30 protein-coding genes are annotated in these 26,437 nt (G+C 68.6%); 16 read left to right on the top strand and 14 right to left on the bottom strand.

Going from position 1 to position 26,437, the window contains the following annotated elements:
• The coding region (locus ASG62_RS25435; RefSeq protein WP_156382023.1) for a GTP-binding protein at window positions 1–108 on the bottom strand (108 nt) is incomplete at its 3' end.
• Between the two features lie 304 nt (window positions 109–412).
• The gene (locus ASG62_RS07695; RefSeq protein ID WP_244487596.1) at window positions 413–2,341 is read right to left on the bottom strand and encodes a M3 family metallopeptidase; all 1,929 of its coding nucleotides are present in this window, start codon (window positions 2,339–2,341) and stop codon (window positions 413–415) included.
• A gap of 330 nt (window positions 2,342–2,671) precedes the next feature.
• Between ASG62_RS07695 and ASG62_RS07690 the strand changes: the two genes are divergently transcribed.
• Together ASG62_RS07690 and ASG62_RS07685 are read left to right on the top strand one after the other, a co-directional pair.
• Window positions 2,672–3,169, top strand: coding sequence for a MarR family winged helix-turn-helix transcriptional regulator (locus ASG62_RS07690; protein WP_056695332.1), 498 nt, complete (start codon window positions 2,672–2,674; stop codon window positions 3,167–3,169).
• A 187-nt stretch (window positions 3,170–3,356) separates the two neighbouring features.
• Window positions 3,357–4,571, top strand: coding sequence for a multidrug effflux MFS transporter (locus tag ASG62_RS07685; protein ID WP_056695330.1), 1,215 nt, complete (start codon window positions 3,357–3,359; stop codon window positions 4,569–4,571).
• 1 nt (window position 4,572) lies between these two features.
• On the opposite strand, the gene ASG62_RS07680 is transcribed toward ASG62_RS07685, so the two are convergent.
• The 3 genes from ASG62_RS07680 to ASG62_RS07675 form a co-directional block, all read right to left on the bottom strand.
• Window positions 4,573–5,589 carry an LLM class flavin-dependent oxidoreductase gene (locus ASG62_RS07680; RefSeq protein WP_056695348.1) on the bottom strand — a complete coding sequence of 339 codons (1,017 nt, stop codon included), beginning with the start codon at window positions 5,587–5,589 and terminating at the stop codon, window positions 4,573–4,575.
• A gap of 75 nt (window positions 5,590–5,664) precedes the next feature.
• Window positions 5,665–5,805, bottom strand: a complete 141-nt coding sequence (locus tag ASG62_RS26325) for a hypothetical protein (RefSeq protein ID WP_156382022.1) — start codon at window positions 5,803–5,805, stop codon at window positions 5,665–5,667.
• Window positions 5,806–5,870: 65 nt separating this feature from the next.
• Window positions 5,871–6,812, bottom strand: coding sequence for a mechanosensitive ion channel domain-containing protein (locus ASG62_RS07675; RefSeq protein ID WP_244487594.1), 942 nt, complete (start codon window positions 6,810–6,812; stop codon window positions 5,871–5,873).
• A gap of 289 nt (window positions 6,813–7,101) precedes the next feature.
• On the opposite strand from ASG62_RS07675, the gene leuB reads away from it, so the two are divergent.
• Window positions 7,102–8,217 carry a 3-isopropylmalate dehydrogenase gene (gene leuB / locus ASG62_RS07670; protein WP_056695327.1) on the top strand — a complete coding sequence of 372 codons (1,116 nt, stop codon included), beginning with the start codon at window positions 7,102–7,104 and terminating at the stop codon, window positions 8,215–8,217.
• A 112-nt stretch (window positions 8,218–8,329) separates the two neighbouring features.
• Window positions 8,330–8,683 (top strand): nucleotidyltransferase family protein, encoded by a 354-nt coding sequence (locus ASG62_RS07665; protein WP_056695324.1) that lies wholly within the window; start codon window positions 8,330–8,332, stop codon window positions 8,681–8,683.
• Here ASG62_RS07665 and ASG62_RS26320 read toward each other — a convergent pair.
• Window positions 8,678–8,821: a hypothetical protein gene (locus tag ASG62_RS26320; protein ID WP_156382021.1), complete on the bottom strand. Its 144-nt coding sequence runs from the start codon at window positions 8,819–8,821 to the stop codon at window positions 8,678–8,680. The two genes, ASG62_RS07665 and ASG62_RS26320, sit on opposite strands and share 6 nt — an antisense overlap.
• Between ASG62_RS26320 and ASG62_RS26315 the strand changes: the two genes are divergently transcribed.
• Window positions 8,807–9,163: a hypothetical protein gene (locus ASG62_RS26315; protein WP_156382020.1), complete on the top strand. Its 357-nt coding sequence runs from the start codon at window positions 8,807–8,809 to the stop codon at window positions 9,161–9,163. The two genes, ASG62_RS26320 and ASG62_RS26315, sit on opposite strands and share 15 nt — an antisense overlap.
• A gap of 110 nt (window positions 9,164–9,273) precedes the next feature.
• On the opposite strand, the gene ASG62_RS07650 is transcribed toward ASG62_RS26315, so the two are convergent.
• From ASG62_RS07650 to ASG62_RS07635, 4 genes are all read right to left on the bottom strand, one after another.
• A complete protein-coding gene (locus ASG62_RS07650; RefSeq protein WP_056695319.1) occupies window positions 9,274–11,064 on the bottom strand; it encodes an MFS transporter in 1,791 nt (596 codons plus the stop codon).
• Window positions 11,065–11,639: 575 nt separating this feature from the next.
• Window positions 11,640–12,404 carry a Bax inhibitor-1/YccA family protein gene (locus ASG62_RS07645; protein WP_056695318.1) on the bottom strand — a complete coding sequence of 255 codons (765 nt, stop codon included), beginning with the start codon at window positions 12,402–12,404 and terminating at the stop codon, window positions 11,640–11,642.
• 211 nt (window positions 12,405–12,615) lie between these two features.
• Window positions 12,616–15,210 (bottom strand): ABC transporter permease, encoded by a 2,595-nt coding sequence (locus ASG62_RS07640; protein WP_082537261.1) that lies wholly within the window; start codon window positions 15,208–15,210, stop codon window positions 12,616–12,618.
• Window positions 15,207–15,884 carry an ABC transporter ATP-binding protein gene (locus ASG62_RS07635; RefSeq protein ID WP_056695316.1) on the bottom strand — a complete coding sequence of 226 codons (678 nt, stop codon included), beginning with the start codon at window positions 15,882–15,884 and terminating at the stop codon, window positions 15,207–15,209. The genes ASG62_RS07640 and ASG62_RS07635 overlap by 4 nt, the downstream gene beginning before the upstream one ends.
• 177 nt (window positions 15,885–16,061) lie before the next feature.
• Here ASG62_RS07635 and ASG62_RS07630 point away from each other — a divergent pair, with 177 nt between their 5' ends.
• Window positions 16,062–16,739, top strand: coding sequence for an arylesterase (locus ASG62_RS07630; RefSeq protein WP_056695314.1), 678 nt, complete (start codon window positions 16,062–16,064; stop codon window positions 16,737–16,739).
• Here the strand turns inward: ASG62_RS07630 and ASG62_RS07625 are convergent.
• Window positions 16,736–17,446 (bottom strand): GNAT family N-acetyltransferase, encoded by a 711-nt coding sequence (locus tag ASG62_RS07625; protein WP_056695312.1) that lies wholly within the window; start codon window positions 17,444–17,446, stop codon window positions 16,736–16,738. The genes ASG62_RS07630 and ASG62_RS07625 overlap by 4 nt on opposite strands.
• A gap of 248 nt (window positions 17,447–17,694) precedes the next feature.
• On the opposite strand from ASG62_RS07625, the gene thpR reads away from it, so the two are divergent.
• The 9 genes from thpR (at window position 17,695) to ASG62_RS07580 (ending at window position 23,313) form a co-directional block, all read left to right on the top strand.
• Complete coding sequence (thpR, locus tag ASG62_RS07620; protein ID WP_056695310.1) at window positions 17,695–18,297, top strand: RNA 2',3'-cyclic phosphodiesterase; 603 nt, start codon at window positions 17,695–17,697, stop codon at window positions 18,295–18,297.
• Window positions 18,298–18,414: 117 nt separating this feature from the next.
• On the top strand, window positions 18,415–18,801 hold the full coding sequence (locus tag ASG62_RS07615) for a YkvA family protein (RefSeq protein WP_056695307.1): 387 nt from the start codon (window positions 18,415–18,417) through the stop codon (window positions 18,799–18,801).
• A 358-nt stretch (window positions 18,802–19,159) separates the two neighbouring features.
• Window positions 19,160–19,690, top strand: a complete 531-nt coding sequence (locus tag ASG62_RS07610; protein WP_056695306.1) for an invasion associated locus B family protein — start codon at window positions 19,160–19,162, stop codon at window positions 19,688–19,690.
• A gap of 95 nt (window positions 19,691–19,785) precedes the next feature.
• Window positions 19,786–20,037, top strand: a complete 252-nt coding sequence (locus ASG62_RS07605; RefSeq protein ID WP_056695304.1) for a type II toxin-antitoxin system ParD family antitoxin — start codon at window positions 19,786–19,788, stop codon at window positions 20,035–20,037.
• Entirely contained in the window at window positions 20,034–20,327 is a 294-nt protein-coding gene (locus ASG62_RS07600; protein WP_056695302.1) for a type II toxin-antitoxin system RelE/ParE family toxin, read from the top strand. Before ASG62_RS07605 ends, ASG62_RS07600 begins: the two co-directional genes overlap by 4 nt.
• A 177-nt stretch (window positions 20,328–20,504) precedes the next feature.
• Window positions 20,505–21,755 carry a 23S rRNA (adenine(2503)-C(2))-methyltransferase RlmN gene (gene rlmN, locus ASG62_RS07595; RefSeq protein ID WP_082537263.1) on the top strand — a complete coding sequence of 417 codons (1,251 nt, stop codon included), beginning with the start codon at window positions 20,505–20,507 and terminating at the stop codon, window positions 21,753–21,755.
• Window positions 21,756–21,791: 36 nt separating this feature from the next.
• Window positions 21,792–22,253: a hypothetical protein gene (locus ASG62_RS27165; protein WP_056695300.1), complete on the top strand. Its 462-nt coding sequence runs from the start codon at window positions 21,792–21,794 to the stop codon at window positions 22,251–22,253.
• 43 nt (window positions 22,254–22,296) lie between these two features.
• Window positions 22,297–22,548 (top strand): BrnA antitoxin family protein, encoded by a 252-nt coding sequence (locus ASG62_RS27160; RefSeq protein ID WP_056695297.1) that lies wholly within the window; start codon window positions 22,297–22,299, stop codon window positions 22,546–22,548.
• Window positions 22,549–22,653: 105 nt separating this feature from the next.
• A complete protein-coding gene (locus ASG62_RS07580) occupies window positions 22,654–23,313 on the top strand; it encodes a glutathione S-transferase family protein (RefSeq protein WP_056695295.1) in 660 nt (219 codons plus the stop codon).
• 106 nt (window positions 23,314–23,419) lie between these two features.
• On the opposite strand, the gene ASG62_RS07575 is transcribed toward ASG62_RS07580, so the two are convergent.
• The gene (locus ASG62_RS07575; RefSeq protein ID WP_056695294.1) at window positions 23,420–24,316 is read right to left on the bottom strand and encodes a DMT family transporter; all 897 of its coding nucleotides are present in this window, start codon (window positions 24,314–24,316) and stop codon (window positions 23,420–23,422) included.
• 63 nt (window positions 24,317–24,379) lie between these two features.
• On the opposite strand from ASG62_RS07575, the gene ASG62_RS07570 reads away from it, so the two are divergent.
• A complete protein-coding gene (locus ASG62_RS07570; RefSeq protein WP_056695292.1) occupies window positions 24,380–25,294 on the top strand; it encodes a LysR substrate-binding domain-containing protein in 915 nt (304 codons plus the stop codon).
• A gap of 25 nt (window positions 25,295–25,319) precedes the next feature.
• On the opposite strand, the gene ASG62_RS07565 is transcribed toward ASG62_RS07570, so the two are convergent.
• A complete protein-coding gene (locus ASG62_RS07565) occupies window positions 25,320–25,739 on the bottom strand; it encodes an EamA family transporter (protein WP_274532608.1) in 420 nt (139 codons plus the stop codon).
• Window positions 25,740–25,743: 4 nt separating this feature from the next.
• On the bottom strand, window positions 25,744–26,385 hold the full coding sequence (locus ASG62_RS07560; protein WP_056695290.1) for a LysE family translocator: 642 nt from the start codon (window positions 26,383–26,385) through the stop codon (window positions 25,744–25,746).
• Window positions 26,386–26,437: the final 52 nt, after the last annotated feature.

The following is a 26,437-nucleotide window of genomic DNA, read 5'->3' as shown; positions in this document are numbered from 1 at the left end:
CGTGCGCTGGTTGTCGCGGAAGGAGCCGGACTGGGCGAGCAGCTTGTCGACAAGCGTCGTCTTGCCATGATCGACGTGCGCGATGATCGCGATGTTGCGAAGCTTCATAAAGGGTCACCGGAAATGGAAGAAGCGCGGCCAGGGTCTCCCCATCATGGGACGCCGGTCGCGCAAGTGGGTTTCCAATACATGAATTTCCGCAAATGCGAAACCCCGGCCTCGGCGGTGGGTGCAGGGCGGGGCTGCCGCCCCGAACCCGGCCCGGAAACGAATTCCCGGACCCTTCTTCTCATTTGGCATGCGGGACGGGGCCATCGGCCCCATCCCGCATGCCACGAGAAGAGGGGGTCCAGGGGAATCATTCCCCTGGCAGGGGTGCAGGGGACGGCGTCCCCTGCCCTGCCGCCGCCCGCTACAGGCCGCGCTTGCGCAGCAGCGCGCCCGTGGTCGGCAGGCGGCCGCGGAAGCGCTCGTAGAGCGTTCCGGGCTCGTCGGAATTGCCGGCGGAATAGACGTTTCTGAGGAGCCGTTCGGCAGTTTCCCTGTCGAAGGCGTCGCCCGTTTCCTCGAAGGCTTCGAAGGCGTCGGCATCGAGCACTTCGGACCACATGTAGGAGTAGTAGCCCGACGAATAGCCGTCGCCTGCGAAGATATGGGCGAAGTGGGGCGAGCGGTGGCGCATGGTGATGGCGGCGGGCATGCCGAGGCCTTTCAGCACCTCGGCCTCGCGGGCGGCTGGGTCGTCCGGCGCCTCGCCGGCCTCGTGGAGGGCGAGGTCGACGAGGGCGGAGGACGTGTATTCCACCGTGTCGAAGCCGGTGTCGAAGCCGCGCGCGGCCTCCAGGCGCTTGACGAGCTCGGCGGGCAGCGGCTTGCCGGTCTCGGCGTGGAGCGCGTGGCGCTCCAGGATGGCGGGCACGGTCAGCCAGTGCTCGAAGAGCTGCGAGGGCAGTTCCACGAAGTCGCGGGCGACCGAGGTGCCGGCGAGCGAGGGCCATTTCACCGCCGAGAGCAGGCCGTGCAGGGCGTGGCCGAACTCGTGGAAGAGCGTCTTGGCGTCGTCGACGGAGAGGAGAGCGGGCTCGCCCTCGGCCGGCTTGGCGAAGTTCATGACGTTGTAGATGACGGGCGTCTGCCCGCCGTCGAGCCCGTGCTGGCGGCGCAGAGCGCTCATCCAGGCGCCCGAGCGCTTGGAGGGGCGGGCGAAATAATCGCCAAGGAAGGTGCCGGCCGGCTTGCCCTCGGCGGTCCTGACGGCCCAGACGCGCACGTCGGGATGCCAGCCCTTGGCGTCGGGCAGCCGCTCGAAGGTCAGGCCGAACAACCGGCCCGCGACGTCGAAGGCCGCCTCGATCATGCGTTCGAGCTGGAAATACGGCTTCAGGGCCGCGTCGTCGAAGTCGAACTCGCTGCGGCGGCGCTTCTCGGCATAGAAGCGCCAGTCGTGGGGCGCGAGCGGGTGGTTGTCGCCGACGGCCGAGGCGAGCTTCTGCAGGGCTTCCGCATCGCGGAGCGCGCGCTCGCGGGCCTTCTCCCAGACCTCTTCGAGAAGCGTGCGGACCGCACCCGGCGTCTTCGCCATGGCGTCGTCGAGCTTGTAGGCCGCGAAGGAGGGATAGCCGAGAAGCTTCGCCTTCTCCGCGCGCAGCTTGAGGATTTCGGCCAGAATCGGCCGGTTGTCGGTCGGCCCTTCTTTCTCGCCGCGCGCGGTCCAGGCGGCGAAGGCGCGCTCGCGCAGATCGCGGCGCTCGGAGAAGGAGAGGAACGGCACGACGATCGAGCGCGACAGCGTCACGACATGGCCGGCAAGGCCTCGCGCGGCGGCCGCGCCCGCCATGGCCGAGACGAGGAAGTCGGGCAGCCCCGCCAGATCGCCGATCTCGAGCGGCATGACGAAGTCGCGCTCGTCCGAGAGGACGTTCTGCGAGAACTGCGTGCCGAGCACGGAGAGCCGCGCGTCGATTTCCGCCAGCCTCTCGCGGTCGGCGCCCTGAAGCCGGGCGCCCGAGCGCACGAAGCCGGTATAGGTCCGCTCCAGAAGGCGGCGATCCTCCGCGCCGAGATCCGTCAGCGAACCGGCCTTGGCGTGCACCGCCTCGACGCGGGCGAAGAGGCCGGCGTTCAGCGAGATCGCGCTGTCGTGGCGCGAGAGCTTGGGCGAGACGTTGCGCTCGACCGCCTCGAGATCCGGGCCGGTTTCGGCGCCGGCCAGGGCGTAGAAGATGGAAGCGACGCGCGACAGCGCGCGGCCGGACCGCTCCAGCGCGCCGATCGTGTTGTCGAAGTCGGGCTCCACGGCCGAATCAGCGATCGCGTCGATTTCGGATCGGTGCTCGGCCATGGCCGCATCGAAGGCCGGCTCGAAGCTTTCGGGGGCCGTTTTCCCGAAATCGGGCAAGTCTCCCGCCCGATCGAAAATATAATCGATTTTGTCAGACAAATCGGATGTTGTGACCATGTTTCTTTTCGTCTGGAATGGAGTTAATTACAGCTACTGAGCATCTGCGACACGAAGTGTCGTGAAAAGGCGAGTTGCTCCATGAGCGATTGGCCAAGTGAGCCGTTTCTGAGGGGCGAATCGCCGTGTGCGATGGGCTTTGAGGGAACACCAAGACGGCGTGACTTCACAAGTCATTCCGTGCTGCAACCCCCATTTGGGAAAGCGACTGCGATGAGCCAGTTGATGCCCGGAAGCTCCCTCGGCTTTCTCCTGACGGACGTGTCGCGTCTTTTCCGTCAGTCCTTCGAGAAAGCGGTCGAGGCGGGTGGCCTGGAGCTGACACCTGGCGAAATCCGCGTTCTAGCCCATGTCGCGACCTATGACGGCTCGCGCCAGGCCGTTCTGGCCGACCTCATGGGCGTCGAGCCGATGACGCTTTCGGCCTATATCGACCGGCTGGAAATGCAGGGCCTCGTGACCCGCATGCCGGACCCGACGGACCGCCGCGCAAAGGTGATCCGCCCGACCGAGAAGGTCGACAAGCTGTTCGACGAGGTCCGCCCGATCGCCCTCAACGTCTACAGCCATGCGACGCGCGGCCTCTCGCCCGATCAGGTGCAGACCATGGAAGCCGGCCTCATCGCCATGCGCGCCAATTTCGGCATGGACCATGCGATCGCCAACGAGAAGCGCGGCCGCGCGGGCGCGGCGAAGCCCTTCACCGCCTGACCGGCATCCCGGCTCTCGTCGATCCGGCGTGGTTCCCCGCGCCGATCGCTTGACGCGGCGCCGCCCGAGGCGCACCGCAGCGGCGATGGACAGATCCGCCCCCCAAGGGATCGGCCGGTCCGGCTCGTCCGGTCCGCCAGCCGGCTCCGCCGCCCCGCCGAGCCGCACCGCGGACGAACCGCAGCGCATGTCGGAACGGCGCACCAGCCTCGTCGGCGGCCTGCTCGTCGCGATCGGCCCGGTTTCCATGGCGCTCTACACGCCGGCCATGCCGACCCTCGTCGAGGCCTTCGCCACGAGCGAGGCGACGGTGAAGCTGACGCTCTCGCTCTATTTCGGCGGCTTCGCGGCGACGCAGCTCGTCTGCGGGCCGCTTTCCGATGCGTTCGGCCGGCGGCGCATCACCGTCCTCTTCATGCTGCTCTATCTGGCGGGTTCGCTGATCGCCGTCGTCGCGCCGACGATCGGCTGGCTTCTCGCCGCGCGGCTGATCCAGGGCATCGGCGCCTCCGTCGGCATCGCGACGGCCCGCGCCATCGTTCGCGACCAGTTCACGGGCGAGCGCTCGGCGCGGATCATGACGACAATCAGCATCATCCTCGCCATCGGCCCCGCTCTGTCGCCGACGATCGGCGGCCTCGCGCTCCATCTGTCCGGCTGGCACGCGATCTTCGTGGTCATGGTCCTGTTCGGCCTCGGCATCATCGCGGTGGCGCTTCTGGTGATGAAGGAAACCGCCCATCCCGACCCGGCGCTGATCCGGCCCGCCAGGCTTCTCCGCTCCTACCGGCGCATTCTCGGCCATCCCGTCTTCGTCGCCAGCGCCCTGACGCTCGGCGGATCGGTCGGCACGCTCTATACTCTGGCGACCATCCTGCCCTTCGTGCTGATCGGTCGCGCCGGCCTGTCGCCGGCCGAGTTCGGACTCGGAATGCTCGGCCAGTCCGGCATGTTCCTGGCCGGCTCGCTGGCGCTGCGGCTTCTGATGCGGCGAAGGCCCGCCCAGCGGCTGGTCGGGCCGGGCCTCGTGCTGATGGCGGCGGCAAGCGTCGCGCTCGTCCTCTCGACGCTTCTCGTGCCCCCGACCTATCTGTCGATCATGGCCCCGATCGGCGTCTACGCCTTCGGCATCGCCCTCGTGATCCCCGCCATGACGACGGCGGCGCTCGCGCCCTTCCCGACCATCGCGGGCGCGGCCTCCGCCGCTCTCGGCTTCATCCAGATGAGCCTCGGGCTTCTCGGCGGCCTCGCCTCGGCCGCGCTTCCCAATCCCGTCGCGGCCGTGCGCATCGTCGTGCCGGCGCTCGCCCTCGTCGCGATCGCCGGCTTCTTCGTCCATCGCCGGCTGGCGGCGCGCGAGGGCCTCAAGGCCGAGCCGGACCTCGAGGCGCCGGAGACGTGAGCTATTCGGCGGCGGTCGCCATGTCCGCCCGCGTCCCGATCGCGCGCATCGCCTCGGCCGCGATCCCGAAGGAGCGCTTGCGGGCGGCATGGTCGTGGATCTGGCCGGTCAGGATCATCTCGTCCGGCCGGTAGCGGGCGACGAGCCGCTCCAGCTCCCGCTCCACCGTCGCCGGCGAGCCCGTCGCCGAGATGCTGAGCGCCTGGGACACGCTCGCCTTGATCATCGGCTCGAGCACGGCGTCGATGTCGTCCACCGGCCGCGGCAGAGGTCCCGGCTGTCCGGTGCGCAGATTGGCGAAGGCCTGCTCCATGGAGGAGCGCAGGCGCCGGCCCTCCTCGTCCGTCTCCCCCGCGAAGACATTGGCCGCCAGCATGAAATAGGGCCGCTCCAGATGCTCGGACGGGCGGAAGGTCTGGCGATAGACCTCCACGGCCTCGTCGAGCGCGGCCGGCGCGAAATGCGAGGCGAAGGCATAGGGCAGGCCGAAATGGGCCGCGAGCTGGGCGCCGTAGAGGCTGGAGCCGAGGACCCAGACCGGCACCTTCGTTCCGACGCCCGGCACGGCGCGCACGCGCAGGCCCTTGTCGTCCGCGAAATAGGCGATGAGCTCCAGGACGTCCTGCGGGAAGTTGTCGCCGCCCGACAGATTGCGCCGGAGCGCCCGCGCCGTCTCCATGTCGGTGCCGGGCGCCCGGCCGAGGCCGAGATCGATGCGGCCGGGAAAGAGCGTCGCCAACGTGCCGAAGGCCTCCGCCACGACGAGCGGGGCATGGTTGGGCAGCATGATGCCGCCGGCCCCGACGCGGATCGTCGTGGTTCCCGCCGCGACATGGCCGATCACGACGGCCGTCGCGGCGCTGGCGATGCCGGTCATGTTGTGATGCTCGGCCAGCCAGAAGCGGTTGTAGCCGAGCGCCTCGGCATGGCGCGCGAGATCGAGACTGTTCGCCAGCGCATCCGCCGCGGTGGAGCCGGCCGGAATGGGCGAGAGATCGAGCACGGAATAGGGAAGCATGACCGTCACCATGAAGGGATCGTGACCTTCGATATGGTGACGCCCCACCCGGCTTTCCAGCCGATCGGCCCGCCGCTACCGGAGGCCAGGCAGACGGGCGCCGGTGCGGCGGCCGAACGTGTCGCGGCCGGCCACGCGCTCGGGCTGGGCGAAGGAGAGGGTCTCGGCCCTGCAGGCGCCGGGACGGATGGCGGGCGAGGTGCGAAGCGGGGTCATCGGGTCGGGTCTCCGGACGAGGAAGGCTGGAAAGACGGGGAAGGTGCGGGGCGGGCGCGGAAGGATCAGGCGGCGTTGGACGCCCGGCCGCGCGGATCGCGCAGCTCGCGTGCGAGATCGCTCCAGGCATCGGCGACCTTGGATCGGACGGTCGGCTCGGGCCGCGCGGCGTCGATCCCGCTCCGGTCGTTCGCCGAGAGGATCTCGCCGAGGAAGCGCGCCGTCACCAGATTCTGGCGCTCGGCCGCCTCGCTCGCCAGGCAATAGAGCATGACGTGGAACTGCATCTTGCCGATGTCGCTGGTGGAGATGTGCACCTCGCTGCCCGGTCCCGCCGTCTCGACGCCGACCTTGGCGGCGCTGAGACGATGAAAGCGCGTCGCCCGGTCCATGTCGTCGGCCAGGACGTCCTCGGCGACCGCCTCCAGCCGCGAGAGCGCGAAGGCCGGCGGAACCGGGTTCTCCAGCGTGATCGTGAAGCGGTGCGGCGCGAACTGGCGCGGCTGGGCGGCGATGCGCACGGGGCCGGCGAGAAGCAGGCTGTTGGGAATCGTCACCCGCCGGCCCGTGCCGCCCGGCCCTTGCGCCACGTGCGGCAGTTCCATCAGCGTCGTCGAGAGGAGGCCGTGGTCGATCACCTCGCCGCAGAAGCCCGCGACATCCACCCGGTCGCCCACCTTGAACAGGCTGCCGCCGACCCGCAGCAGGGCGCCGGCGGCACACATGAGCAGCTCCTTCGTCGCCACGACCAGCGCCACCATGACCGCGGCGAGCGAGAAGACGAGGTTCTGGATCTCGGACAGCCAGACGCCGAGAAGGCAGACCGCGAGAATGGCGTTGGTGGAGGCGCGCAATGCAAAGCGCCTCTGGCGCACCTCCACCCGGTCGCCGGAAGGGTGCCAATAGCGCGTCGCCGCAAAGCGAACCCCGACGAAGGCGGCGACGATAACGAGGCTCCAGGCGATGTTTCCTGGCGCTGCTGTGTCGGCGAAAGCTTGTGCGGGCATCGGCATCGGTCCTCCGGATGGACGACGCGGTGGCCCGCCCGGCAGCCTTCCAAGGGGAAGATCACCGGGTTCGCCGTCGAAGCGCCGTCACGTGTTGGGGAAGGATATCGCGCCCGGAGGGTTAAGGAGACCTTTCCGGAATGTGTCGGAACCGCGGCATTCCGTGGACCGCTTCGCCTTTGATATGAATGTGTTAACGGCGCAACGGTCGGGGGCGCGTCCGGGCGGACTTGCCCCGCCGGCCGCGCCCGGCTTTAAGCGGCGGGAAACCTTTCGTCGGAGACCCGCCATGACCACCGCCAAGCTCCTCCTCCTTCCCGGCGACGGCATCGGACCGGAAGCCATGGACGAGGTCCGCAAGATCGTCGCCGTCATCGGCGCCGAGACCGACCTTTCCTTCGAGACCGAGGACGGCCTCGTCGGCGGCTCCGCCTACGATGTGCATGGCGAGGCGGTGTCGGACGCCGACATGGCGCTGGCGCTCGCCGCGGACGCGGTGCTCTTCGGCGCGGTCGGCGGCCCGAAATGGGATACGGTGCCCTACGAGAAGCGCCCGGAGGCGGGGCTCCTGCGCCTGCGCAAGGATCTCGAGCTCTTCGCCAATCTGCGCCCGGCCATCTGCTACCCCGCCCTGTCGCAGGCCTCCTCGCTGAAGCCCGAACTCGTCGAGGGCCTCGACATCCTGATCCTGCGCGAGCTGACGGGCGGCGTCTATTTCGGCTCGCCGAAGGAGATCCTCGATCTCGGCAACGGGCAGAAGCGGGGCATCGACACGCAGGTCTACGATACCTACGAGATCGAGCGCATCGCCAGGGCCGCCTTCGAGCTGGCCCGCACGCGGCGAAACAGAGTCACCTCGATGGAGAAGCGCAACGTCATGAAGTCGGGCGTCCTCTGGAACGAGGTCGTCACCCGCGTGGGCGCCGAGGAATATCCGGACGTCGCGCTCGACCACATGCTGGCCGATGCCGGCGGCATGCAGCTAGTGCGCGCGCCCAAGCAGTTCGACGTGATCCTGACGGACAATCTCTTCGGCGACATGCTCTCCGACATCGCGGCCATGCTGACCGGCTCGCTCGGCATGCTGCCCTCCGCCTCGCTCGGTGCCGAGGATGAAGCGACGGGCAAGCGCCGCGCGCTCTACGAACCCGTCCACGGCTCGGCGCCCGACATCGCGGGCAAGGGTGTCGCCAACCCGATCGCCATGATCGCCTCCTTCGCCATGTGCCTGCGCTATTCCTTCGCCCGGACCCGCGAGGCCGACGCGCTGGAAGCCGCCATCGCCGAAACGCTGGAAGCCGGCACGAGAACCCCCGACATCATGGCGCCCGGCGCGACGAAGGTCGGAACCGGCCAGATGGGCGACGCGATCGCGGCCGCTTTCGCGAGGCGTCTGGGGGCTTGAAAAGAAGCTGACCTTTCGTCGCGCTCGGCTACTATGGTTTCGAGAACGCACCGGCAGCGGACCTTGACGATCACCGTCCCCGTCCGCTGCCGGACGACCTGAAGGCGGAGCCATGTCACGCATCGGTGCCTCCATGCCGGCGATCACGACGCTCGCCGAACGCAAGCGGGCCGAAGCACTGCGGCGAACGTCCGCCGCGGACGAAGCCGTCCGGCAGCTCCGCGCCTATGCGGCGGAGCACCGGGGCCGCTTCGTCGTCTTCGGCTCCTATGTCGGCAAGGCCCTGCGGTTCGACAGCGACCTCGATGTCCTCGTCGACTTTCCGGTGGATCGCACGACACAGGCGTGGACCTTCGCGGAAAGTCTCGCGGCCCGCTACGCCATCCCTCTGGACATCCACGACGCGCGAACGGCCAAGCGTGCCTTCGTCGACAAGGTCCTGAGCAGCGGGCTTTGCCTGTCATGACGGACGCGCTGGATCGAGGTCGACGACGATCTCGACTCCGCCTGCCGTCATTTCCGGAATGCGGCCTGCCTCGGCGACGAAGGGGGCTTCGACGACGCCGGGCTTGCGGGCTACCGGGCGCAGATGGCGCTTCTGCATGCCATGCAGTCCGCCCACACCTCGCTCGAAGTCGCGTTGAAGCGCATTCTGGACATTCTCGGCGAAGAACCGCCCGCCGGCGGACAATCCCATATCGACCTGATCAAACGGGTATCCAGGGCAGTGACCGCGCCGGGCCATGTCCGACCGGCCATTCTGACGCCCGACATTGCCGGGGATGTCGACGAGTCCCGGCGATTTCGGCATAGGGCGACACACGACTACGACAATTTCGATCCCGAGAGGGCCCTTCCCTCGCTCGAAGCCGCGCGCCGCCTCGCTTTAAGCTTGAAGCCCTGTATCCAGGCCTTCAAGAACGAGATCGATCCCCCCTCGGCCTGAACGAAAAAGGGAGCCGCGAGGGCTCCCTTTCCTATCCGGCCATGGCCGCGCGAGACAGAGGCCACCGGGGCCGCGGAGGGTCTGCATTCCCCGCCGCGCCCCTCCCTCTGTCAGCCCACGGCGTCGATATCCACGTCCTTGGTTTCCTTCACGAAGAGCATGCCGATGACGAGGGTCACGGCGGCGATGACGATCGGGTACCAGAGGCCGTAGTAGATATCGCCGGTCGCCGCGACCATGGCGAAGGACGTGGTCGGCAGGAAGCCGCCGAACCAGCCGTTGCCGATGTGATAGGGCAGCGACATGGACGTGTAGCGGATGCGGGTCGGGAACATCTCGACCAGCATGGCCGCGATCGGCCCGTAGACCATGGTGACGTAGATCACGAGGATGGTCAGCATGAGGACGACCATGACCGTGTTGGTCTGGGCAGGGTCGGCCTTGGCGGGATAGCCGGCGGCGGTGATGGCGACGCCGAGCGCCTTGTCGAAGACCGCGGAGGGCGAGGTGCCGGCTGCTGCGGCCGGCGCCGGGACGGGCGAGTGGCTGCCCGATGCCGCGACCGGGGCGGGCGTCGGCTGCGGCGATGCGGCCGCAGCAGTGGCAGGGGCGACCGCGTCGACGGCGACGGGCGCCGGCGGCGGGGCGATGGAGGCCGTCGCATAGTCGAGCTGCGTCGCGCCGATCGAGACGACGGCCGGCGTGCCGGCGGGGGCCGCGACGTTGGTATAGGGAATGCCGCGCTTTACGAGCGAGGCCTTCGCCACGTCGCAGGACGAGGTGAACTTCGTCGTTCCGACCGGGTTGAACTGGAAGGAGCACTCGGCGGGATCGGCGGTCACGACGACCGGCGCGCTGACGATGGCCTGCTCCAGGGCGGGGTTCGCGTAATGCGTGATCGCCTTGAAGATCGGGAAGTAGGTCAGGCAGGCGAGCGCGAGGCCCGCCATGATGATCGGCTTGCGGCCGATGCGGTCCGACAGCGTGCCGAAGATCACGAAGAAGGGCGTGGCGATCAGAAGGCCCGCCGCGATCATCAGGTTGGCGGGCTGCGCGTCGACCTTCAGCGTCTGCGTCAAGAAAAAGAGCGCGTAGAACTGGCCCGTGTACCAGACGACGGCCTGGCCGGCGACGAGGCCGAAAAGGGCGAGGAGCACGATCTTCAGGTTGCCCCAGCGCGCGAAGCTCTCGGTCAGCGGCGCCTTGGAGGTCTTGCCCTCCGACTTCATCTTCACGAAAGCCGGGCTCTCGTTCAGCATGAGGCGGATCCAGATGGAGACGCCGAGCAGCAGGACCGAGACGAGGAAGGGAATGCGCCAGCCCCAGGCCGCGAAGTCCTCCGCCGACATGGCCGCGCGGCAGCCCAGGATGATGAGTAGCGACAGGAAGAGGCCGAGCGTCGCCGTGGTCTGGATCCAGGACGTGTAGGCGCCGCGCTTTCCGTGCGGCGCATGTTCGGCGACGTAGGTCGCGGCGCCGCCGTACTCGCCGCCGAGCGCGAGGCCCTGCAACAGGCGCAGCACGATGAGGATGATCGGCGCTGCGATGCCGATGGTCTCGTAATTGGGCAGGATGCCGACGATAAAGGTCGACAGGCCCATGATGAGGATGGTGACGAGGAACGTGTACTTGCGGCCGATCATGTCGCCGAGGCGTCCGAAGACGAGCGCGCCGAAGGGACGGACGGCAAAGCCCGCCGCGAAGGCCATGAGCGCGAAGATGAAGGCCGCGGTCGGGTTCACGCCGGAGAAGAACTGCACGGCGATCACGGCCGAGAGCGAGCCGTAGAGATAGAAGTCGTACCACTCGAAGACGGTGCCGAGCGAGGAGGCGAAGATGACCTTGCGCTCCTCCTTCGTCATGGCGGGCGTCTCGCCCGGAATCGTGTGCGCAGCGGTCATGATATCCCTCCCCAGGGGTCGACGGCCCCGCGCCTCTCCCGAGGGCGGACCGGATCGTTGGACGTCGGCGCCGCCTCCCGAGCGGCACCCGCGGGCACTTCCGACAGATCGGCGGGCGCTCGCTCGGCTATGGATGGCGAAGGGGCCGGCTCGGCGCCGCGCCCCGCTGGCGGGATGCCGCCCCGTTTTCCTCCCGGCGCCGCGATCCCTCCGGAATCTCTATACCCAAGTCCTTTCAACGAAAATTGAGCCCTTAGTCGTAAAGGCCCCGCGCTTCTCATCAGGAACGCGACGCAACCTACGGCGCACATGCTGCGTTAGGACGGCAACTCAACACGCTGGAAGGACCGTCCCGATGATCCGCACCATTCTCAAGACCTTGTTCCTCGGCTGGCTCGCTAAGCGCGCCTCGCGCGGCAGCCAGCGCCCGGTCATGCCGCGCCGCGCCGACTGATCGGCAGAACCATCGCAGAAACGAAAAAGCCCCGGTCGCGAGACCGGGGCTTTTTTGCGTCGACCGTTTCGAACGCCGGGCGGCAGAGCCGCCCGGCGAAGTCATGAGGCCAAGGCCCGTCCTAGCGGCGGTCGCCGAAGAACTGCAGCAGGAACATGAACATATTGATGAAGTCGAGGTAGAGGCGCAGCGCGCCCATGATGGCCTTGCGGCCCATGACGGCCGTGCCGTCACCCTCGTAGTACATGTCCTTGATCTGCTGCGTGTCGTAGGCGGTGAGACCGGCGAAGACGAGGACGCCGATCGCCGAGATGGCGAAGGCGAGCGCCGAGGAGGCCAAAAAGATGTTGACGATCGAGGCGATCACGATGCCGATCACGCCCATGAAGAGGAACGAGCCCCAGGCCGAAAGGTCGCGCTTGGTCGTGTAGCCGAAGAGCGACAGCGCGCCGAAGGAGGCGGCCGTGATGAAGAAGACCTGGACGATCGATTCCTGCGTGTAGACCATGAAGATCGTCGAGAGGGACAGACCGACGAGGGCCGCGTAGCCCCAGAAGGTCGCCTGTGCCGCGGCGACGCTCATCTTGTCGATGCGGAAGGACAGGAAGAACACCATCGCGAGCGGCGCGAACATCAGCACCCACTTCAGGGGCGAGCCGAAGACGGCCTGTCCGAGCGGCGTCAGCGCGGTGATGTCGCCCGCGCCGTTGGTGACGACCGAGCCCGCGAACATCGCATAGGCCGCGATACCCGTGATCGCGAGACCGCCGGCCATGAGGTTGTAGACCTTCAGCATGTAGGTGCGAAGGCCCTGGTCGATCGAGGCGTCGGTCCGCGATCCGGCGACCGGAACGCTGCGCACGCCCTGATTCCACTTGTCAGCCATGGGAATGATCCTTGTCTGCTGTCCCGTTCCGGTGTCGACGCATCGCCGCTCGGGCGCGCGTCGAGGCGCCGCTGGCGGGGCGCCCAGCATGCCTCCCACCGAATATGCGGCTCATTCCCCTCGCAGACAAGGCCGCGGGGCCCGGCCGGCCCCGCGATTCCATCGCCGCGCGGTTAATTCGCCGTTAGATTCGGCCGCCGCGCCGGGGCCTTTACAGCTCGCGCAACACGGGTGCCGCCTTCTGCCCGAGCACGCGCCAGGTGCCGGCAAGGCCGAAGCCGACGGTGAGCACGAGCGAAACGGCGATCGTGACGAGCGCCAGGACCGGGCTGAAATGGAACGGCAGCTGCATGATCGTGGCGAGCACGAACCAGGCGGCGGCCGCGCCCGCCCCGATGGCGAAGACGGCGGTGGCGAGACCGAGCAGCATGTATTCCGTGACGAAGGCCCGGATCAGCACCGCGCGCGTGCCGCCCAGCGTCTTCAGGACGACCGCGTCGTGCAGGCGGTTGCGGTTGCCGGCGGCGAGCGCCCCGGAGAGGACGAGCACGGAGGCGACGAGCGCCACGGCCGCCGCCGCCCGGATGGCGAGGGCCAGCTGCGCGACGAGCCCGTTCACCGCGTCCAGCGCATCCTTCACCCGCACCGTCGTCACCGCCGGCATGGCGTTTGCGATGCCGGACAGAACCGCCTTCTCCGTCTCGGCCGTCGCGTTCGGAATGGCGAGGGTCGCGAGCCAGGCATGGGGCGCGCCGGCGAAGGTGTTGGGCGAGAAGACCATCACGAAGTTGATGGAAAGCGACTCCCACTCCACCGTCCGGAAGTTCGCGATCCGCGCGGTCACGTCGCGGCCGAGCACGTTGACGGTCAGCGTCTGGCCGACCTTCAGGCCGAGTTCCCCCGCCTCCTTGGCCGAGAAGGAGACGAGCGGCTCGCCGGAATAGTCGGCGGGCCACCAGCTGCCGTCCGTGAGGTTGGAGTTTTCCGGCAGCGTCGGAGCGTAGGTCAGGCCCCGGTCGCCGCGCAGCACCCAGCCGCCCTCGGCCGGGATCTCCATCTTGGAGACCTCGACGCCGTCCAGCTTGGTGATACGCCCGCGCAGCATGGGCGCGGCGTCGAGCGTCGAGCCGGGCGCCAGCCCCTCGATCTCGGAGCGGAACCGGTCGATCTCGCCGTTCTGGATGTCGACGAAGAAGAAGTTCGGCGCCCGCGTCGCGATGCCGGACGAGATTTCCCGGCGAAGGTTCATGTCGATGATGGCGAGCGTCACGAGAAGCGTGAGCCCGAGGCCGAGCGAGAGGACGACGGAAGGAGTCAGCGCGCCGGGCCGGTGGATATTGCCGATCGCAAGGCGCAGCGGGGTCGATTGAATGCGCGGCGCACGCTTGGCGAGCCGCTGGATGCCGGCCGCGACAAGCCGGAGGATCAGGAAGGCGACGGCGGTGGCGGCGAGAAACGTGCCGGCGACGAAGCGGTCGCTCGCCATGAGAAGCGCAAGGCCCGCGATCAGGGCGGCAAGGCCGAGCGCGGCCGCCAGATAGCCGAGCCGGATGCGCCGTCCGCCCGTCGAGGCGTCGCGGAAGAGCGCGGTCGCGGCGACGTCGCGCGTGGACCCCAGCGGCAGGAGCGCGAAGGCGAGCGCGGTGAGAAGGCCGAAGACGGCGGCGAGCGCGAGCGCGCCCGGATAGATCGAGGCCTCCGCCGCCACCGGAATGACGCTTTCGAGGAAGCGCGCGGTGACGAAGGGCGCGACCGCGCCGAGCACCAGCCCGAGCGCCACGCCGACCAGCGCCATGATCATGATCTGGATGAGATAGACCTCGACCACGAAGCCGCCGCCGGCCCCGAGGCTCTTGAAGGTCGCGATGACCTGCCGCTTGCCGTCGAGATAGGCGTTGACGGCATTGGCGACGCCGACGCCGCCGACGATCAGCGCGGTGAGGCCGACCAGCGTCAGGAACTGCGAGAAGCGCTCGATGTTGCGCTGGAGCGAGGGGGCCGCCTCCGAAGCGTCGCGAACGCTCCAGCCGGCGGCGGGAAACCGCTCGTTGGCCGCGTCCGCCAGCGCCTTGCCCCCGGCGGCGCCCTCGGGCAGGCGCACCTTGTAGGCATATTCGACGAGGCTTCCCGGCTGGATCAGCCCGGTCGTCTCCATCGCGGCGCGCGAGACCATGAGGCGCGGGGCGAAGTTGAAGCCGTCGGAGAGAAGGTCGGGCTCGCGTTCGAGCCGCCCGCGCAGCTCCACCTCGGCCGAGCCGAGACGCAGGATCGCGCCGGGCTCGAGGCCCATCCGGTCGAAGAGCTCGGGCGCGGCGACCGCGCCGTAGCGCCCGTTCCGCTCGGCGAGAAGCGCATCCAGCGGCTCGCCCGGGGAGAGCTCGACGGCGCCGTAGAGCGGATAGGCCGCGTCGACCGCCTTCACCTCGACCAGCGTCGGATCGCCGCCGGACACGGCGCGGACCATGGAGCGCATGGCCGCGCTCGTCGAGACGTCGCCGAGCCCGCCGACATAGGCCTGCTCCTCCGGCGACAGCTCGCGCTGGATCAGCTGGAAGCGCACGTCGCCGCCCAGAATCGAGCGCCCTTCGCGTGCGATGCCCTCGGTCATCATCAGCGAGACCGAGTTCACCGCGGCGATCGAGGCGACGCCGAGCGTGATGCAGGCGAGGAAGATGTAGAAGCCGCCGAGCCCGCCGCGCATTTCGCGAAGCGCGAAGCGCAGCGCGAGCTTCAGCCGCGTCGAACGATGGCCGGCCGCGCCCCGCGTCAGCGTCTCGGCCGCCCGGCCCGCATCGACGGCCGTCATGCCGGCGCGCCCTCGGTGCCGGCCGAACGGCCCTGGAGCACCGACGGCGAAAGGGCGGACGCCTCGTCCCCGCCGGACTGGCCGCCCCTCTCGATCACGCCGGACCGCACCCAGACCTCCCGCCCGCAGCGCGCGGCCAGGCCCTTGTCGTGGGTGACGAGAACGAGGGTCATGTGCCGCCGCGCCTGCTCGGCGAAGAGGAGGTCGGCGATCTGGCGGCCGGTCTCGCCGTCGAGATTGCCCGTCGGCTCGTCGGCGATGAGGATGGCGGGCTCGGGCGCCAGGGCCCGCGCGATCGCCACGCGCTGCTGCTCGCCGCCGGACAGCTCGCCCGGATAATGCGTGACGCGATGGCCGAGACCGACATGGCCGAGCTCGCGCTCCGCCCGCGCGAAGGCGTCGGGCGCGCCGGCCAGCTCCAGCGGAACCGCGACGTTCTCGAGCGCGGTCATGTTCGGGATGAGGTGGAAGGACTGGAAGACGATGCCGATGTTCCGGCCTCGAAAGCTCGCCAGCTGATCCTCGCTCAGGGGCCCGAGCGCCTGGCCGGCGATCTCGACGAGCCCGGAATCGGCGCGCTCCAGGCCCGCCAGCACCATGAGCAGCGTCGATTTGCCCGAGCCGGACGGCCCGACGATGCCGATGGATTCGCCGCGCGCGACGTCGAGGCTCATGCCCTTCAGGACATGGACCGAAGTGTGTCCGCGCCCGAGGGTCAGGTGGACATCGGAAAGGCGGATCGCCGCCGAGCGGGACTTTGCGGCGGCTGCCGGTTCTGAAGAGGGCACGAGGGTCCTATATCGCTGAGAACGGGTCCGACCCCAACGGGCCGCAATCTATATGGGCCGCCCATGAACCGCTTTAAACCGTCCCGCCCGCTCCTCGGCGCCGTTCTCGCGAGCTTGTCATGGCTCGCCATGGCGACGGGCTCTTCACTTGCGCAGACCGCGCCCGCCGCGCCGATGGAGATCGTGGCCTTCGGCGACAGCCTTTCCGCCGGCTACGGAGTGGAGCCCGGCAAGGCCTTTCCCGAACAGCTTCAGGCGGCGCTGACGGCGGCGGGTCGTAACGTCACCGTGATCAATGCCGGCGTCTCCGGCGACACGACGACCGGCGGCCTGTCCCGGCTCGACTGGTCGGTGCCCGAGACGACCGACCTCGTGATCCTGGAGCTCGGCGCCAACGACGCGCTGCGCGGCATCGCGCCCGCCATCACGGACCAGAATCTCGACGCCATGCTGGAGCGGCTGAAGGCGCGCGGCATCCGCACGCTCTTCGCCGGCATGATCGCCCCGCCCAACATGGGCGCGGACTATGCGGCGGGGTTCAACCCGATCTACGAGCGCCTCGCCGAAAAGCACGGCGTGACGCTCTATCCGTTCTTCCTCGAAGGCGTCGCGGCCGATCCCGGCCTCAACCAGACCGACAAGATGCACCCGAACGCGGCCGGCGTCGCGCGCATCGTCGAGCGCATCCTTCCCGTCGTGGAAGCGGAACTCGACGCCGTTCAGGCCAAGACTCCAAACTAGTCGCGAAAGCCCGCGGCCAGCCGGCGGAAGGGCGCGGCGAGACGCCCGAGCCCGCGCCGGCGCCAGTCCAGCATGGCGAAGACGAAGGCCTCGCTTTCGTCGCGCCATTCGCGCGCGACCGAGCCGGCATCGGCATAGGGCCGGCGGATCTCTGCGATGACGTCGCTGCCGGTGAAGGACAGTTCGGCGCCGTGATGGTCGGCGATGCGCTGCATGCGCCGGTTCTCGCGCAGGCAGGTGAGGAAGAGGCGGTGCACGCCGCGATTGCGCGCGGCGGTGACGAGGCGCTCGAAGAGCCGGTCGCCGAGCCCGCGCCCCTGGAACGGGCGCTCGAGGCAGAAGGCGCCCTCCGCATCCGCCCGGTCGCCGGAGAGAAAGCGCAGCTCGCCGACGCCGCGCAGCACGCCGTCCACGAAACAGCCCTTGATCACCGCGTCGGAGGACAGCGCCAGGTCGGCATAGCGTGAGAGAAACGTGTCGTTGACGGGATTGCCGAACCGCAGGCGCCGCGTCTCGGGATCGAGCCGGGCGAGATGCTCGGTGAAGAGCGCGGTCTCGTCCGAGCGCAGGCTGCGCAGGACGATCGTCTCGCCGGCCGAGCCGCGCGTCGGGACCTGGGCGGACCGGACCCGGGATGGTTCGACCGACGAGGATTCGAGCGGCGCCTCGGCCTCGGCGGGCAAGGGGAGCTGCGGGAGGAACGACATGCGACGGCCTTCGGAAACGAGACGGGCAACCTCCCCGCGGCGTCTCCCAGCGCCACGCCTGCGAAACTATTTGTGCATTGCGGCACGATCAAGCCTAAAATCTGGGGTGTCGGCCGACCCCTCGCTTGCGACGCCGCCGCCGAGATGAAAGGATTCGCGTCAGCATCGAGGGGGATCATGGGCAAACCCCCGCGATCCTGCCGAGGGTTCACCGCGAAGGCTTCCGATCCACCGGGAAAGGACATGGCATGCCGCGACTCTTCACCGCCCTCGAGATTCCGCGCGACGCGGCCATGGCTTTGTCCTTCCTGCGGGGCGGACTGCCCTCCGCCCGCTGGATCGACGCCGAGAACTACCACATCACGCTGCGCTTCATCGGCGACGTCGAGAACCATCTGGCCGACGAGATCGTCGCGGCCTTCGACCGCGTCCATCGCGCGCCCTTCGAGGTGACGCTCCAGGGCGTCGGCGCCTTCGGCTCCAAGAAGCCGCACTCGATCTATGCCGGCGTCGTGCCGAGCCAGCCGCTGGAGCTGCTCCAGGCGGACCTCGAGCGCAGCTGCCGGCGCCTCGGCCTGCCCGGCGACATCAGGCGCTTCGTGCCGCATGTGACGCTGGCGCGGCTGCGACAGCCCAAGGCGGACGACGTCGCCCGCTATCTCGCCGGGCGCGGCGACTTCCGCACGCCGAGCTTTTCCGTCGGCCGCTTCGTGCTCCTGTCCTCGCGCGATTCCGTCGGCGGCGGCCCCTATGTGCTGGAAGAGAGCTACCGCCTGTCGGCACCCGCGACGGCGCCCCAGCGCCGAGCCGAGGCCCCGATCGCGCCAGCGCTTGCCGCCATTCTTCCCTAGAGGCAGGAGCCCGGCGCGTCCGAGCCGGGCGAAAGGCGTGACGAGGGAAAGACTTGAGGTTCGGCCCCTCGCGCTCCATCTCGGCTTTTGTCGAGGACAGGGCGGAGGCGCGCACGCATGGAGATCGAGACGGTCAAGGTGGGCGAGATCCTCGCCCCGGTGCCGCGGGACGAAGAGGAGCGGCGCGAGGCGCGCGTGCGCTCGGGCTTCTTCCGGACGATGAAGCGCGCCATGCGCCATGTCCCCTTCATGGAGGACGTCGCCGCCTCCTACTATTGCGCGATCGATCCCTCGACGCCCTCGGCCTCCAAGGGCATTCTCCTCGCCGCGCTCGCCTATTTCGTCATGCCCTTCGACATCGTGCCGGACTTCCTCTTCGGCCTCGGCTTCACCGACGACGTCGCCGTGCTCCTCGCCGCGGTCCAGGCCGTGCGCTCCAACATCCGGCCCGAGCATTACGACCGGGCGCGCGAGGCGATGAACGAGGCCGAGACGGAGGCCTGACGCGACACACGGCCGACCGGCGTTCAAACCTTCGTGCGCACGGCTCGACACTGCCCTCGAAGCATCCGGGCGCGCCGCACCGCGCCCGGCCCCAATCTTGCCAACATGCTTGCGTCAGTCCCGAACAAGGGGGCTCCCCCGCATTCGACCCGCCATCCGCCGGACGGTCTCGTCCGGCCGGACCCGGCGGGCCCGAAAGCGGAAGAGCCCTTTGAAACACTTGAAAGAAAGCCCTGCGAACCTTCGTTCCGATACTGGCCGGGACAGGCTATCGACGGGCCGCGTTTACGGCGTGTAAAGAGCTTTTGAGTCAAATCCGACTGAAGTGGCAGAGGTCGCGGAGGGTCTCGCCCGCCCGATGCAGCCGATCCGATTGAGGAGCTTTCCCTTGAAGACCATCCTGACAGCGGCAACCGCCTTCCTTCTCCTCGGTGGCTCGGTTGCCCTGGCGCAGACGCCGACGCGCATGGCCCAGTTCAACGCCTGGGGCAGCTATTCCTACACGTCGCAGGGCTCGAAGGTCTGCTACATCCTCTCCACGCCCACCTCCATGGAGCCGGCCAGCGTCGATCACGGCGACATCTTCTTCCTCGTCTCCCAGAAGCCCGGCCAGGGCGTCTCCTACGAGCCGCAGGCCGTGATGGGCTACCCGATGCAGGAAGGCTCCAAGGTCGTCGTCGACATCGACGGGCAGAAGTACACGCTCTTCACGCGCGGCGAATCCGCCTGGATGGAGAACGCGGCCGAAGAGCCGAAATTCGTCGCCGCCCTGCGCAACGGCACCTCCATGAAGGTCGACGCCAAGTCCCGCCGCGGCACCACCACCAACTACGTCTACTCGCTCGCCGGCGTCACCGCCGCGCTGAAGTCGATCGACACCTGCAAGTGAAAGCCGGTTGACAGAAGCGATCGGCGCTCGCCATCTGAGATCCAGCGGGATGCCTCGGCGTTCCGATCGGTCGACGTAGGGTGAAGGGGCGAACCATGGCGACGATCCATCTCTCTCTTCCCGAGCCGATGACCGAATGGGTTCGATCACAGGCACGATCGGGCCGTTACGAGAGTGCGGACGACTACCTCCATGCGCTAATCCGGCGTGACCAGGAACGGTCTGCCGCCATTTCGGAAATCCAGGCCCTTGCGACGGAGGGGCTGGAAAGCGGCATCAGCGACGAGCCGTTCGGCGAGACCATCGCCAAGGCTCGCCGCACGGCCCTGGAACGTTCGAAAGCGTGACGCCGCGGCTGACGCGCGAAGCCGTCGCCGATCTCTCCCGACTCTACATCGACGGTTTCGAAACATTCGGCTCCCGGCAGGCCGACCGCTATGCCGAAGGGCTGGAGGCGACGCTCGGCCGCATCGCGGCCTATCCTCGAATGGCCTGCGAGCGCCCGGAATTCGACCCGCCCCTGCGACTGCATCCCTACGGTTCGCACCTGATCGTCTATCTCATCTCGGAAGATGAAGACGTCCTCGTGATCCGCATCCTGAACGCGCGTCAGGATTGGCAGGCCGCGCTATCCTAAAAGCTGGCTGATCGCCCGAGACTTGCGAAAACCGTACAAAAAGGCCATTTGAACGGCATCCGAAGATTTCAAGCTCTCGAAGGCGCTCGCCGAATGGCGATGGCGCCGGCCGCCCGAAGGCAGATCATGGCCGTTTCCATCGACCTTTCGCCCCCGTCCGCGCCGGTCGCGTCCCGCATGCCCGGCTCCGCCTTGCCTTCACCAACCCAGCAAGGCGCGGAGGCGATCGTGCCGGCGACGCTGGTGAAGCCCGAGATCGTGCAGAAGACGCTCGGCGAGGGCGAGAAGCCGCATCTCGTCGGCATGAGCCGCGAGGCGCTCGGCGAGGTGCTGCGCTCCGTCGGCGTGCCGGAGAAGCAGATCCGCATGCGGGTCGGCCAGCTCTGGCACTGGCTCTACGTGCGCGGCGTGTCCGACTTCGCCGTCATGGCCAACGTCTCGCGCGACCTGCGCGCCGCTCTGGCCGAGAAGACCTCCATCGCCCGTCCCGAGATCGTCGAGGAGCAGATCTCCGTCGACGGCACGCGCAAATGGCTCTTCCGCTTTCCCGCGCGCGGCGCCGGCCGCCCGGTCGAGATCGAGACCGTCTACATTCCCGAGGAAGGCCGGGGCACGCTCTGCGTCTCCTCCCAGGTCGGCTGCACGCTCACCTGCTCCTTCTGCCACACGGGCACCCAGCGCATGGTGCGCAACCTGACGCCGGACGAGATCGTCGGCCAGGTCATGGTCGCGCGCGACCGGCTCGGCGATTTCCCCGATGCCGACACGCCCGCCGGCGGCATCCTGCCCTCCGAAGGGCGCCTCGTCTCCAATGTCGTGATGATGGGCATGGGCGAGCCGCTCTACAATTTCGACCATGTGAAGCAGGCGCTGGCCGTCATTTCAGACGGCGAGGGCCTTGCCCTCTCCAAGCGCCGCATCACGCTCTCGACCTCCGGCGTCGTGCCGATGATCGAGAGGACCGGCGAGGAAATGGGCGTCGGCCTCGCCATCTCGCTCCATGCCGTCACCGACGAGCTTCGCAACGAGCTGGTGCCGATCAACAAGAAGTATCCGCTGAAGGTCCTTTTGGAGGCCTGCCGCACCTATCCCGGCGTGTCCAACGCCCGGCGCATCACCTTCGAATACGTGATGCTGAAGGGCGTCAACGACAGTCTGGCCGAGGCGAAGGAACTGGTGCGCCTGCTCAAGGGCATCCCCGCCAAGATCAACCTCATCCCGTTCAATCCCTGGCCGGGCTCGGCGCACGAATGTTCCGACTGGGACCAGATCGAGCGCTTCGCCGAGGTCGTGAACCAGGCCGGCTATGCCTCGCCCATCCGCACGCCGCGCGGCCGCGACATCTTCGCCGCCTGCGGCCAGCTGAAGTCGGAATCGGAGCGGATGAAGAAGACCGATCGCGGCGCCCTGGAGGCGGCCGGAGCGTGAGGCGCCCCGTGCCCCGCATGAAGACCGGCGTTTGACATGGCCGCGCTCCTGCGCTTCCTCTTCGTCATTCCCTTCGGCTTCGTGGCGGCCTGCGCGGCCGCCGCCTTCGCGCTGCTCTGGCCCTTCGTCGATCTCTCCGGCGCCGGCGAGGGCGATCCGTTCTTCTGGGTCCAGATCGCCCTCGGCTTCGGCGCTCAGGCCGCGCAGGTCGGCTCGGCCGCCCTCGTGCCCTGGGGCGTCTTCATGCTGGCGACGGAAATCCTCGGCCTCCGCTCGCTGATTTTCCACGTCGTGGCCGGTCTCGTGGCAGGCTTTCTCACCACGCGCATCGCCTATGGCGCCGAGCTTCCCCATGGCAGCGTCCAGACCGCGCTCGTGGTCGCGGGCCTCGCCTTCGCGCTGGTCTACTGGATCATTGCGGGCCGGGGCGCCGGCCGCTGGCGCAAGGCGCGTCGCCCGCGCCCCGAAGCGTCCCTGGAGCGCGCGACGCCGCTTTGATAACCGCCCTCACCGTCCCGAGAGCCTCGAAAGAGCCACGTCCATGAACCGACCCCCGGAGCGCCCCACGCGCCGCCCCACCGATCCGCGCAGCGCCGCCGAGGCCGCCTTCAAGAAGGTGACGGAAAAGCCCCGGCGCATCGACGAGAGCACGCTGCGCCCGCCCGCCCTGCCCGGCGCCAAGGAACTCGTCTCGTTGAAGATCGACCGCGACGTTCTCGAACATTTCCAGGCCGAAGGCCCCGGCTGGCAGGACCGCATCAACGCCGCGCTCCGGGCCGCCTCCGGCCTTTGAATACCGACGAGCCCTTGTCGGGGCCCGCCGTCCTCCGAGACTGGCTTCTTTTCCCCGGCGGGGAGCCGACCTTGCCGAACGGGCGCAGAAGCCCAGTTCGCCCCGATGATCACGATCCATCACCTGAACAATTCCCGCTCGCAGCGCGTGCTCTGGCTCCTGGAAGAGCTGGGGCTTCCCTATGAGATCAAGCGCTACCAGCGGCAGAAATCCATGCAGGCGCCGCCGGAGCTGAAAGCGGTCCATCCGCTCGGCAAGTCGCCCGTCCTGACCGAGGGCGACCTGACGCTCGCAGAGACCGGGGCCATCGTCACCTACATCCTGGAGACCCACGGCGCCGGGCGGCTCGTCCCCGAGCGCGGCAGCGCCGCCTATTGGAACTACCAGCACTTCCTGCACTATGCGGAAGGCTCGGCCATGCCGCCGCTTCTCCTGAAGTTGATCTTCTCGCGCCTGCCCAAGGAAGCGCCCTTCTTCGCCAAGCCCATCCTGACCGGCACGGTGAAGGCCGTGAACGAGCGCCTGATCGACCCCCAGCTCGAAACCCATCTCGACCATTGGGAACGCTCGCTCGGCCGCTCCGGCTGGTTCGCGGGCGAGGATTTCTCCGCCGCCGACATCATGATGAGCTTCCCCGTGGAAGCCGCCGGCTCGCGCATCGGCTTCGGCCAACGCGCCAACATCCCCGCCTTCCTCCAACGCATCCACCACCGCCCCGCCTACAAGGCGGCGTTGGAGCGGGGCGGGCCGTATGCCTATGCGTGAGGGAGGAGGCCGAGGCAGGAATGGCGGGGGATCGGCGAAGGCGACGTGATGCCGGCCTTCCCGACCTGTCCTACCGGGCCGACCCGTTCGACCGGGCCGCTCCGTCCTACCGAGAACGCCGCCCCCAGAGATTGACGATGACGACGCCCGTCAGTGCCATGGCACCGCCGAAGAGGGTCGTCGCCTTGGGTGCCTCGCCGAGCAGCAGCCATGCCAGGACCACCGAGACGGGCGGTATGAGATACAGGAACTGGCCAGCCCGCGCCGCGCCGAAGCGCTTGAGAGCATAGGTCCAGCAGCTTTGGCCGATGATGCCGGGCCCGATGGCCAGGAAGGCGACCACGATCAGCGTGTCGGCCGGGGCCTTTGCCGCCTGCGACAAACCCGTCGGCAGCCAGGGCAGAAGCGCGATCGCGCCGGCGACGATCACGAAGGCCGTCACGTCGAGCGGGGCCGCCCGCGCGAACAAGGGCCGCTGCAGAATGGAATAGGCGGCGGCGCAGGCAGCCGCCAGCACGATCAGAGTGGAGCCCTCGCCGAAGGACAATCCACCCGGCTGCCCCGATGCGATGACCGCGACGCCGGAGAAGCCGACCAGCGCGCCCACCCAGCTCCAGCGGCTGAAGCGTTCTTTCAGGAACACGACGGCCAGCAGGACCATGAACAGCGGCTGCGTGTTGACGATGAAGCCGGCCGCCCCGGCCGAGACGCTCGCCTGCCCCGAATTCAAGAGGACGTTGTAGGCCGTAATGCCGAGGACGCCGCTGATCGCCAGCGTCGCATAGTCCCGGCGCAGGAAGGAGCGTGGCCTGCGCCAGGCGATCCAGGCGAGGGCGAAGACGCTGGCGAGGGCGAAGCGGATGGAGGCCAGCGGCAGGGGTGCGATCTCGCGCAGCGCATAGCCGATGGCCGTGAAGGACGCGGACCAGGTGAGAACGGTTCCCGCGACCGCCAGGGCGGGAAGGAGAACGGGTGGGCGGGTGTCGGTGGCGATGGGGCTCATAGTCCATCTCTGCCCGACGCCGGTTCGTTGACATAGAAGCCGCATCCGCATTCAGATGTGCGTATGGAACACAGGACGGGCCTACCTCCGCTCGAGACCCTGGAGGCGGTTCTGGGTGCCGCCCGCCTCGGCTCGCTCTCCGCTGCGGCGAACGAACTCGGCATCACGCACGGCGCGGTCAGCCGACGTGTCGCGATGGCCGAGCGGTGGGCCGGGCTGCGCCTGTTCGAGCGCCACGGCCGGGGCGTGCGGCTGACCCTGGATGGCGAACGCTTCGCCGCGCGCATCGAACTGGCGGTGGCGATGCTGGAGGACAGTCGGGCGACGGACCGCACGGATCACGGCCTCGCCACGATCCGCGTCGGCGTCGTACAGTCCTTCGCCCGTCTCTGGCTGTTGCCCAAGCTGGCGATGCTGGAAGGATCGCCACCGGATCTGCGGATCGAACTGGAGATCGACAGCCGGCACATGACGCTGTCGGATGCCCGGATCGCCATTCGGCTCGGGCGGGGCGGATGGCCGAATGTCATATCGGAGCCCCTGTTCCGGGAAGCTCTACGACCCGTCGCGTCCCGAACGATCGCGGACGCCCTGTCCGGGCAGCCGCGGATCGAGGACCTGCTGCGCTTTCCCATTCTTCATGATGCGTCCGAGGCCGGCTGGCGTCTCTGGCTCGCGGATCGAGGCCATGCCTACGAGGCCGACGGACAAAGTCGGACCCTGCCGGGCCACGATCTCGCCCTTCTGGCGGCCGCCTCGGGCATGGGCATCGCGCTGGCGCGATTGCCCTACGGCAATGCGTTTCGTCAAAGCCTGCATCTGATCCCGGTTCATCCGGCGACGACCGACAATCCCGAATGTTTCCACGTCGTCATGCGTCCCGGCCCCCGCCATCCCGCCGTCGAGCGTCTGCTGCATCGGCTGCGCGAGGCGGCGAGGTCGATCGAGAGCGCATTCCTCTCCGCCCCGATGCCGTGATCGCACGATCCCGCGGATCGCCCCCTCACCGCCACGCCACCAGCACCGCGCCGGCCGTGATCAGCGCCACGCCGGCCCAGTTCGCGGCGGTGAGCTTTTCCGACAGAAACACCACGCCGAAGACCGCGACGAGGACGACCGAGAGCTTGTCGACCGGCGCGACCTTTGCGGCCTGGCCGAGCTGGAGGGCGCGGTAGTAGCAGAGCCAGGAGGCGCCGGTGGCAAGGCCAGAGAGGGCGAGGAAGAGGAGCGTGCGGCCGGGCAGGTCGGCGGGCGGGCGCCACTGGCCGGTCGCAGCGACGATCGCGCCGGCGAAGGCGAGGATGACGATCGTGCGCAGGAAGGTCGCGTAGTCGGACGGAACCCCGGCGACGCCGATCTTGCCGAAGATCGCGGTCATCGCCGCAAAGCCCGCCGAACCCAGCGCCCAGCCAAGCCAGCTCAAACGCTCAGGCCTTGGCCAGGAAGATCGAGACCGCGAAGGCGGAAAAGACGGAGGCGAAGACGTAGTCGATGCCGCGCATGATCTTCGGCCGGCTCTTCAGCGCGCCCGCGAAACGATCGGCGGCGAAGATCATCGCGACCGAGATCGGGATCGCGAGGACGATGAAGTAGACGCCGAAGAAGACGAGCTTCTGCGCGGCATGGGGATCGCCGGCCGAGACGAAGCTCGGCAGGAAGGTCACGAAGAAGAGGATGATCTTCGGGTTGAGGAGATTGATGCCGACGCCAGTCAGCCAGTGCGAGACGAGCGAGCGCCTCTCGCCGGGGGCCTTGGCCTCCAGCTGCAGGCTCGATCCCGTGCGGATCGCCTGGATCGCGAGATAGAGGAGATAGCCCGCGCCCGCGAAGCGCAGCAACGCGAAGGCCTCCGGCGAGGCGGCGACGAGAGCGGAGAGGCCGAAGGCGGCGAGCGTCGTGTGCACGAGAACGCCCGTCGAGGCGCCGAGCATGGCCGCGATGCCGGCGGCCCGGCCGCTGGAGAGCGTGCGCCCGAGAAAGAGCGTCATGTCCGGCCCCGGCGTGATCGTCAGCACGAGTCCGGCCAGCGTGAAGGCGAGGAAGGGCCCCGCACCGGGAAGAAAGTCCATGCCGTTCCGGCCCCCGATCCTCGCTTGAGCGTCCGATGTCTCCGGCCTCCGC

This window comes from Aureimonas sp. Leaf427 (genome assembly GCF_001425485.1).
Classification (GTDB): domain Bacteria; phylum Pseudomonadota; class Alphaproteobacteria; order Rhizobiales; family Rhizobiaceae; genus Plantimonas.
Note: the sequence above shows the minus strand (reverse complement) of the source record. Positions and strands in the feature narration are given on the sequence as shown.